We start from the raw sequence: 9,154 nt of genomic DNA on the forward strand, positions 1-9,154 counted from the left end.
TGAATACCTCTTCCACCACCAGGTCCGACATCCCGATGTTGGTCAGGGTAAAGGCCTGCGAAGACTCCTCACCCGCCAGAAGCGTCCCATAGTCAAAGGACGACGGCGCAATCACCAACTCCGGCGGAGACATCATTCCGACGCCGACCAGATCGACCAAAACCTCGGATTCGTCAGCATCGCTTGAGACGATGGTCAGGACGCCGGTCTGCTCGCCGGTCTCTTCGGGCGAGAAATTGACCAGTATCTCGAGACTTGCGCCGGGTTCGATAACGTTTTCTGCAACCGCACCAGGCGAAAGCGGACGGCCTTGCGACGAAAGCATCAGAACGAAGAAGCCGTTTGCGGAGTAACGACCGTCGCCTTCGGAATACTCGGGCACTGCTACGTATTCGCGACCGGCTTCGGTGTCCCAGAAGCGGAAGTTCAGTTCCTCGCCGGCCTGCATACCGTCGCGCTCCGGCGTTGAGGAGTCGTCGCCCCAAACAGCCATACCGAGCGGGAACTCGCCTTCATAAGCCATGTATCCCGCGCAGACTCCGGTGGTGCCAAAGACGCCGACGACGTCGCCGACCGCGATCACGTCGTCGCGCAAGCGGGCATCCTGAATCAACAGGCTCATGTTGTTGTCAGTGCCACGGAACGTCCAGTAGAACTCCTGCGGTTCACGCTGGAAGGCTACTGTGAAGAGCGGGTTGTCGGTGAACATATCGCTGATAAGCAGTTCACCTTCGCCTTCGTTGGAAATAGTCAGCACCTCGACTGCGGTGGTGAAGAGCGCAACGTCGCCGAAGTCAATTACCTGCCGGTCCACCGCGATGTCGGGCCGGAGGATCACGATGCCGCGTCCGGCCAGATCGACGGTCATCTCGGGACGGTCGGGATCATCGCTCAGTATGGTCACCTGACCGGCAAAGTCGGCTTCCTCCCGAGGCGCGAATTGCACCATCAGGAAGGTCGCACCGTCGGGAGCGACTTCGCTCTCGCGTGGATCGCCAACGGCAAATGCGTCGTCGCCCTCGAAAGAGACCGATTCGATATGAAGCGTCGCGTTGCCGCGGTTGAAGATGACAAGAGCCCACTCGGCGGCGGTGCCAATCTCGACTCCTCCGAAGTCGTGCGCGTTATCGGCCAGCACGATCATCGGTACCCGACCGCTGACGGCGCTTAAGCGCACCGCCGAGAAGCCGTTCACCTGATAGAAGTCGGTGCCGTCCTCGAAAGATGCGGCGGCGGTGAATTCTTCCCGGGCACGATAATCCCAAACCTTGAAGGTGAAAGACTGGCCGGGCAGGAAGCCTTCGACCACGTTTTCGGTCGTCGGGTCGTCGCCCCAGGCTGAGAAGCCGAATTCCGCCCCGGCTTCCTCAATGAGAAAACCGCCGGCAACGATCCGGCCGGGGGTGAGGACTCCGACCTCATCCCCCGGCATCAGCGGATCGCCGTCGAGCGTCGCCGCGCGCACCAGCAGCGAGTGGTTATTGTCGGTCTCGACGAACTGGAAGTGATTGCCCTCCTGCGGGCTGAAAGACGAGAGTGTCAGCAGCGCGAAGCCGTTGGCTACATAGCGGCCTTCGCCCTGAAGGTAGCGGGCAGCGGCTTCAACTTCGAGGTCGGCCGAGAAATCCCAAATACGGAACTGGAAGGTCTCGCCGGTCTGCATACCGTCAAGTTCTTCGGTCGAAGGATCGTCGCCCCAGGCGGCGAGCCCGACCGGGAAGCCCTGGTCGGTAATTTCAACCGCTCCGACCGGCAGACCACCTAGACTGAAGACGCCGATCTGGTCGCTGATGCCAAGCGGCTCGCCGTCAAGCGTCGCGTTCTCGATAAGGAGCGACATGTTATTGTCGGTCTGCCGGATGGCCCAGCGCAGCGCGCCCCGGACGCCGATACCGGTTACCGGGACAACGACAACCTCTTGATCAGGATCATTGGTCGCAATACGAATCTGACCGGCAAGATCGCCCTCGTCGAGTGGCGCAAAGACGACCTCGAGAGCGAACGCATCGCCCGGCTCGATGGCGGTCTCGCCGGGATCGTCAACCAGGAACGACTCATCGGTCGATACGACACTGCTGACAATGAGCATCGAACCGCCACTGTTGGCGATATTCAACGTCCAGGTTGTCCTCAGACCAATGAGCAGTTCACCGAAGTCGTGGCGGTCCTCGGAGAGGAGCGCATGAGGCGGGCCGGCTTCGATGCCGATACCGGTAACGTTGACATTGACTTCGGCTTCATCGGGATCGTCAGAGAAGACCGTAAGCGTGCCTGCATATTCGCGAGCCTCTTCAGGCGCAAAGGTCACCGGCACGGCGATTTCGCCGCCGGGCTCAATCACGGCAGGTTCCTCACTGAAAGCCACCGAGAATCCGTCGGTGTTGGATACGACGCTGCCAACGGTGAGGTTGAGTTCGCCGACATTGCGGATGACGAGCGGCCAGACGCGGCTGCCGCCGACCGGCACAATGCGAAAGTCGTTAGCCGCAACCGGGAGAAAGATGTCTGGCGCCCGGCCTGAGCGACCGGAGAGGCGGAGCAGCGTGAAGCCGTTGGCGGTAAAAACTTCGGGACCTTCGAGGTATTCCGGGAAGGCGTTGTATTCGCGACGGGTGCGGCCGTCCCAATAACGGAAGGCAAAAGCTTCACCGGCCCGGAAGCCATCTATCACCTGGGTGTTGGCGTCGTCGCCCCAAGCGGCTACGCCGACCGGGAAGATCGCATCGTCGACGACCTCAAGGATCGACGCACCGGCACAGATGCCGCCGGTGGTGAAGACGCCGATCTCGTCCCCGGCAACGAGTGACATTCCGTCGAGGAGCGCCTCGCTAACCAGCAGCGAATGATTGACATCGGTCTGAACGAAGTTGAAGTGCGCGCCCCCGGTGAAGGCAAAGAGATTCAGGCGCAGGAAGCCGTTGGCAACGTAAAGCCCGTTGCCGGTCAGGTATTCCGGATCGGCGGCGATATCGAGCCCGGCGGCTTCGTCCCAGAGACGGAAACTCAGCGCTTCGCCGGCTGCAAAGCCGTCCACCTCCTGCGTCGAAGGATCGTCTCCCCAGGCGGCAAAGCCAACCGGGAAGCCTTCCTCTATAACAACGGCACCGGCGCAGAGTCCTCCCGGTGTGAAGACACCGATCTGTCCGCGGATGCCGAGTTGTGTGCCATCGATCTCAGCGGTTTCAACCAGGAGCGAGAGATTGTTGTCGGTCTCGACAAACGACCAATGGAAGGCTCCGGCCATACCGACTCCGCTCAGAGCAACGTTAACCGCCGGGCGCGACGGGTCATTCGAGCGGATGATGGCGATGGCGGCATAGTCGCCGATCTGTTGGGGTGCAAATGTAACATTGACTACGCCTTCAGCGCCCGACTCAACGATCAGTCCGTTGGGTTGATCGACGACGAAGCCTTCGCCGACGACGGCAATCGAGGATACTTCGAGGTCGCGTCCACCGGATGCGGTAATAATCAATTGACGGCTCTGCCCGGTGCCGATCAACACTTCGCCGAACTCGAGGGCTGCCGGCTCCACCGTGATCCGCGCCGGCGAATCCTCAACGCCGGAACCAGCTACATCGACCAAGGCCTCAGGCCGTTCGGGATCGTTCGTCTCGACGTGCAGTTGCCCGGCGTAATCGAAAACGTCAGTTGGCGCAAAGGTGACCATCAGGTCCGCCGAGGCGCCTGGCTCGAGGGTGAACTCACCCTCGAAGTCCACTATAAAGACCTCGTTATCGGAAAAGATATTCCCAACCCGGAGGATCGCTTCTCCGGCATTGCCGACGGTGAGTGTCCGCGAACGGAAGCGACCAACTGCAACATTATTGAATTCGAGGATATCGGCGCTCAAGGTCAGCAGAGGAACTCGTCCCGAAGCAGCCTGTAGTGTAAGCAGCGAGAAGCCGTCGGCGGTCCAGGTGTCGGGACCATCGAGGTAATTCCCTTCGGCGGCATACTCGCGCCGGGCGGTTGGATCCCAGAATCGGAAGGCGAAAGTTTCGCCGTCCTGGAAGCCGTCCACCGGGCCGGTCGCTTCGTCATCGCCCCAGGCTGTGAACCGCACCGGGAATAGACCTTCGCCAAAGTCCTCGAGGATGACGCCGCCGGCGCAGAGGTTGTTCGGGGTGAAGACGCCGATTTCGACGCCGGCGCCCAGTTGATCTTCGTCTATCCGGGCGTCGTCGATCTCAAGTTCGTGCCCGACATCTGTGGCGGTGAAGTTGAATCTCCGGGCGCCGGTGAAGATTGAGAGCGTAACCCGGACGAAGCCGTTGGCGAGGTAAGCGTTGTCGCCCTGCAGGAAGGTTGCTTCGGCTTCGCCCTCAAAGCCCGTCTGTGCATCCCAGAGGCGGAAAGCGAGCGCTTCGCCGTTGCGGAAGCCGTCGAGCCGTTCGGTCGAGGGATCGTCACCCCACGCTGCGAGGCCGAGCGGGAAGTCTTCGACGACACCGGCTCCCGCGCAAAGCCCGTCCGGGGTGAAGACGCCGATCTGGTCGCGCAGATTGAGCGATTGACCGTCGATGTCGGCCGCTTCGACCAGAACCGACATATTGTTGTCGGTCGTGACGAACGCCCAGCGAAAGTCGCCGGTTATGCCGGAACCGCTGACAGCGATATTGGCGGCTGCGCGATTCGGGTCGTTGGAACGGATGATGATCACCGCGTCGTAGTCCCGCGCCTCTTCCGGCGCAAAGGTCACGGTGAGGTCCGCCGAGGCGCCCGGTTCCAGGCTAAAACCTTCACCGCGATCGACGACAAAGCCGGCTCCGACCACCTCTGGTCGTTGAACGTTCAGGTCTTCGCCGCCTTCGTTGGAGACGGTGAAGGTCCAGTTCGCGGTCAGACCGAGGAGGATTTCGCCAAACTCGTGAGCATTTTCGGAAAAGATGATGCGCGGCGGTCCGGCTTCGACGCCTTGACCGGCCAGGAGGACTTCCGCGCGCGGCTCGATCGGGTCGTCCGAGACGACCGTGAGCGTAGCCTCATAGTCGCGAGCCTCTTCGGGCGCAAAGGTTACGACAACGGTCAACTCCGCACCCGGCTCGAGTGCAATCTCGCCTTCAAAGTCCGAAGTGAATCCATCGCCGGCAAACTCAACGGCAGAGACGGTCAAATTGGCGTCGCCGCTGTTTCCGATGACGAGCGACCGCTGGCGGGTGCTTCCTATCGGCAGCAGACTGAAGTCAATTGCCCGGGCCGAGAGTTCGATACGCGGCGCCGCGACGGTGAAGGCGGCCAGAGACAGGGACGTAAAGCCATTGGCCGTCCAGGTCTGGGGACCCTCGCCATAGCGCGGATCGGCGCCGAGTTCTTCGCGCTGATCGGCATCCCAGAACTTAAAGGAGAACGCCTCGCCAGCCCGGAAGCCCTCGACAGCCTGCGTTCCGACGTCGTCGGCCCAGGCGGCAAGACCGACAGGGAAGAGGTCGCCCTCTCCGGCTTCAAGGCGAACCGCGCCGGCGCAGATCCCACCCGGCGTGAAGACGCCGACCTCGTCGCCAACGACCAACGACTCGCCGTTGAGTAGTGCGGCGGTGATGAGAAGCGAGTGATTTTGGTCGGTCGAGGTGAACCCAAAGTGCGGACGCGGCGCGATGCCGGTGCCGGTCAAGGTTACGGCATACTCCGACTCGTCGGGGTCATCGGAGAAGACGGTGAGCGTCGCCTCATAGGCGCGCTGTTCGCCAGGCGCGAAAGTAACCGGAACGACCTGCGATCCGCCGGGATTGAGGGTCAGTTCGCCCAGATCGGCACTGAAGGCCTCGTCGGTAACAGCATAGCCGGCGATCTGAAGGACGTCGTTTCCGACGTTCCGTATCGTCAGATCGAAGGCTCCAGACTCAAAGAGCGGAACCTCGCCAAAGTCGTGGCTGTCGGCCGAGAGTTCGATATCGGGGGCGCCCTCGGTGATGCCGCTACCGGTGAGAATGACGCTCACCTCACCCTCGTCCGGGTCATCGGAAACGATGGTCAGGGTGGCTTCATAGTCGCGCTCCCCGGCCGGTGTGAAAGTCACGGCCACCACCTGCCGCCCATTGCGGGCGACGGCGAACTCCACCGGCTGTGCGGCAAATGCCTCGTCGGAAACGCGGATTTCGCTCACATTGAGATCGAGATATCCTTCGTTGAAGACTTCCAATTCCCAGCTAGCCGTATTGCCGAGGGCGATCTCGCCGAAGTTGTGAGACTCAGCGGAGAGCGCGATATCCGGCGGAGGCGGTTCGACCCCGATACCCGCCACCGGCACCCGCACTTCCCCGTTCTCCGGATCATCCGACACGATGACCAGTTCGGCGGCGAACTCGCCCGGCTCGGCCGGGCTGAAGGTGACCGGAATGTTGAACGTCTGGCGCGGCTCGAGGACGATGTCCATTACCGCGCGCGGCGCCTGCTCGCCGCCTTCATTCGCCAGACTGAATGCCTCGCTGCCTTCCAGCGCATAAGAGAAGATCGTCAGATCGGCGGTTCCGGCGTTGGTCACTGTCAGGGTAAGTTCCGCCGTTTCGCCCGCGATCACCAGTCCAAATTGAAGCGCATCGGGCGTCACCGCGATCTGCGGAGTCGCTTCCCGCTCGGCTACCAGCGCCAGCCGGGTGAAGCCGTTGGCTGTGTAGCGCTGCGGGCCGTCGAAGAAGTTGGGGAAGGCTTCGATCTCGTCCTGTGCTGAGAGGTCCCAGAATCTGAATGAGAACGCCTCATTGGCGAAGAAGCCCTGCCGCCCGGCCTGCCCGGGGTCATCTCCCCACGCCGCAAGGCCGATACCCTCTTCATCGCCGGTAATCACGACGGCGCCGGCGCAAAGTCCATCCGGGGTGAAGACCGCCACTTCGTCGCCGCCTATGAGCGGACTACCGTCGAGGAGCACTTCGGAAATGAGGAGCGAGTGATTCTCTCCAGTTGACTGGAAAGTGAAGTGCGGTCCCGGTTGGCCGCCCGAGCCGCTCAGGGGAACGAAAATCAAGTCGTTGTCGGGATCGTTCGAGGCAATGGCAAGGGCATCTTGATAGCCGGTTATCTCCGAAGGCCGGAACTCGACGTGAAGGTCGAATTCGTTCTGAGGCGCAAGCGCAACCTCGCCCTGCCAGTTGGTGGTGAAAACGTCGAGTTCATTGGAAATCGAGGAAATGACCAGTTCGCCGGTTCCCGAGTTGCGAATGGTGAGGGTCCAGAAGCCGGCCTCGCCGACGGGGACTTCGCCGAAGTCGTGGCTCTCCTCCGATAGCGACAGGTCGGGTATCCGTTCCTCCGTCCCGACGCCGAAGAGGGCGATCACCGGCTCGGGATTGGCCGGGTCGTTGTTGACTATGGTCAACGTTCCCTCGAAGTCGCCCTCCCGGTCGGGCGAGAAGAAGACCGAGAAGGTGTGGTCTTCCTGCGGCCCGATGCCGATTTCGCCGTCGAAGTTGGTGGTGAATCCGCCGCCCTGAACGACAATATCGCCGACGGTCAGGGTTCCGGTGCCAATATTGAATATGGTGAAGGTCCGCTCGATATGGTCATCGACCGCGACAGCGCCGAAGTCGATGGCGTTGGTCGAAAGGCGAATGACCGGCACTTCCTCGGTGAGCGCAAAGAGGCGGACGATGCTGGTGAAACCTCCGTTGGCCCAGGTTTGGGGACCTTCGCCATATTCGGCGGTAGCCGCGATATCGAATTGCGCGGAGACGTCCCATAGCCGGAAGGCGAAAGGCTGACCGGCAGCAAAGCCATCGATGGCCTGCGTTCCCGGATCGTCCTGCCATGCTGCGAGCCCGGCGGGAAAGATGCCCTGCTCACCGGCGGCAAGGGTTGTCGCGCCGGCGCAAACCCCTCCCGGAGTGAAGATGCCGATCTCGTCGCCCTCGACGAGTGACTGGCCGTCGATGTCGGCCTGATTGATCAAGAGCGAGTGGCTGGCACCCGTCTGGACAAACTCAAAATGCTGCCCTATAAAACCGCTCCCGGTCAGGGCGACGTTCAGGACACCTTCGTCTTCGTCGTCCGATTCGACAACGAGGGTCGCTTCATAGTCGCGCTCTTCCGTCGGCGCAAAGGTTATGGTGACTTCGAGAATGCCGTCCGGCGCGAGGACATGTTCGCCGCCAAAGTCGGTGGTGAAGTTGTCGCCCTCGATGCTGACGGAGAAGATCGTCAGGTCTCCGGTGCCTTCGTTGGTGATGTACAAGGCTTGCGTTGGTTCATTACCGATGGCAGTGGCGCCGAAGTCGATCTGGTCGCGATCAAGGGCAATCTCGGGAAAAATCAACTCAGTTCCGGAACCAGCCAGCGCGATCTCGATTGACGACTCATCCCCGTCGTCCGACGAGACCGTCAACGTTCCAGCGTAGTCTATCGCCTCCGCCGGTGAGAACGTAACCGGCACCACAACCTGCTCGTTGGGCACGATTTCGACGTGCTCGCCGAAGTCCACCGCAAAGGCTTCGTCGCTCGAGGTGATCGAGTGAATCATCAGCGTCGCGCCGCCGATGTTGCGGATGGTGAACGACCAGTTGCTCGCACCACCGAGAGCCACTTCGCCGAAGTCGTGCGACAGGTCGCCCTCGGCGATCTCGATCTCCGGCACCGCTTCGGTCTGCGCATTCAGGCGCAGTGAAGTGAACCCGCCCTGCTGCCAGGTCTGGGGACCTTCGGAGTAAATCGCGGTCGCATCGACCTCCTGATTCGAGGCGCGATCCCAGACCTTGAATGCGAAGCCTTGACCGGCGGCAAAGCCATCGACGGCTTGCGTCCCGGGATCGTCACCATAAGCCGCGAGGCCGGCCGGGAATAGCCCGCCTTCCTCGTCGATCACCGTCGCGCCCGCGCAGAATTCGCCCGGCGTAAAGACGCCGATCTCGTCGCCTGCAACCAGCGAGTTGCCGTCGAGCAACGCTTCGGTCACGAGCAGACTATGGTTGGTGCCGGTTACGGTTAAGCGGAAGTGATCTCCCTCCAACCCCATGCCGATCAGTTCGACCGGAACGGCCGGCTCATCATCGTCGTCCGAACGGACGATCATCGTCGCGGAAAACTCGCCTTCCGCAGGAGGTGCGAAGGTTACCGCAATCGTCAGCGATCCATTCGGCTGAAGCACCGTCTCCCCACCAAAGTCGTGCGAGAAGGCGCCTTCGTCAAGTTCGACCGCCGAGACCGTCAGGTCTCCGGTGCCGGT

At 61.7% G+C, this 9,154-nt stretch carries 1 protein-coding gene; it reads right to left on the reverse strand.

The window, feature by feature from the left end; translation table 11 throughout:
- A partial coding sequence (locus FJY67_09930; protein MBM3329771.1) for a choice-of-anchor D domain-containing protein occupies positions 1-9,154 on the reverse strand: 9,154 nt, incomplete at both ends.

The sequence above is a fragment of the Calditrichota bacterium genome (genome assembly GCA_016867835.1).
In the GTDB taxonomy this organism is placed as follows: domain Bacteria; phylum Electryoneota; class AABM5-125-24; order Hatepunaeales; family Hatepunaeaceae; genus VGIQ01.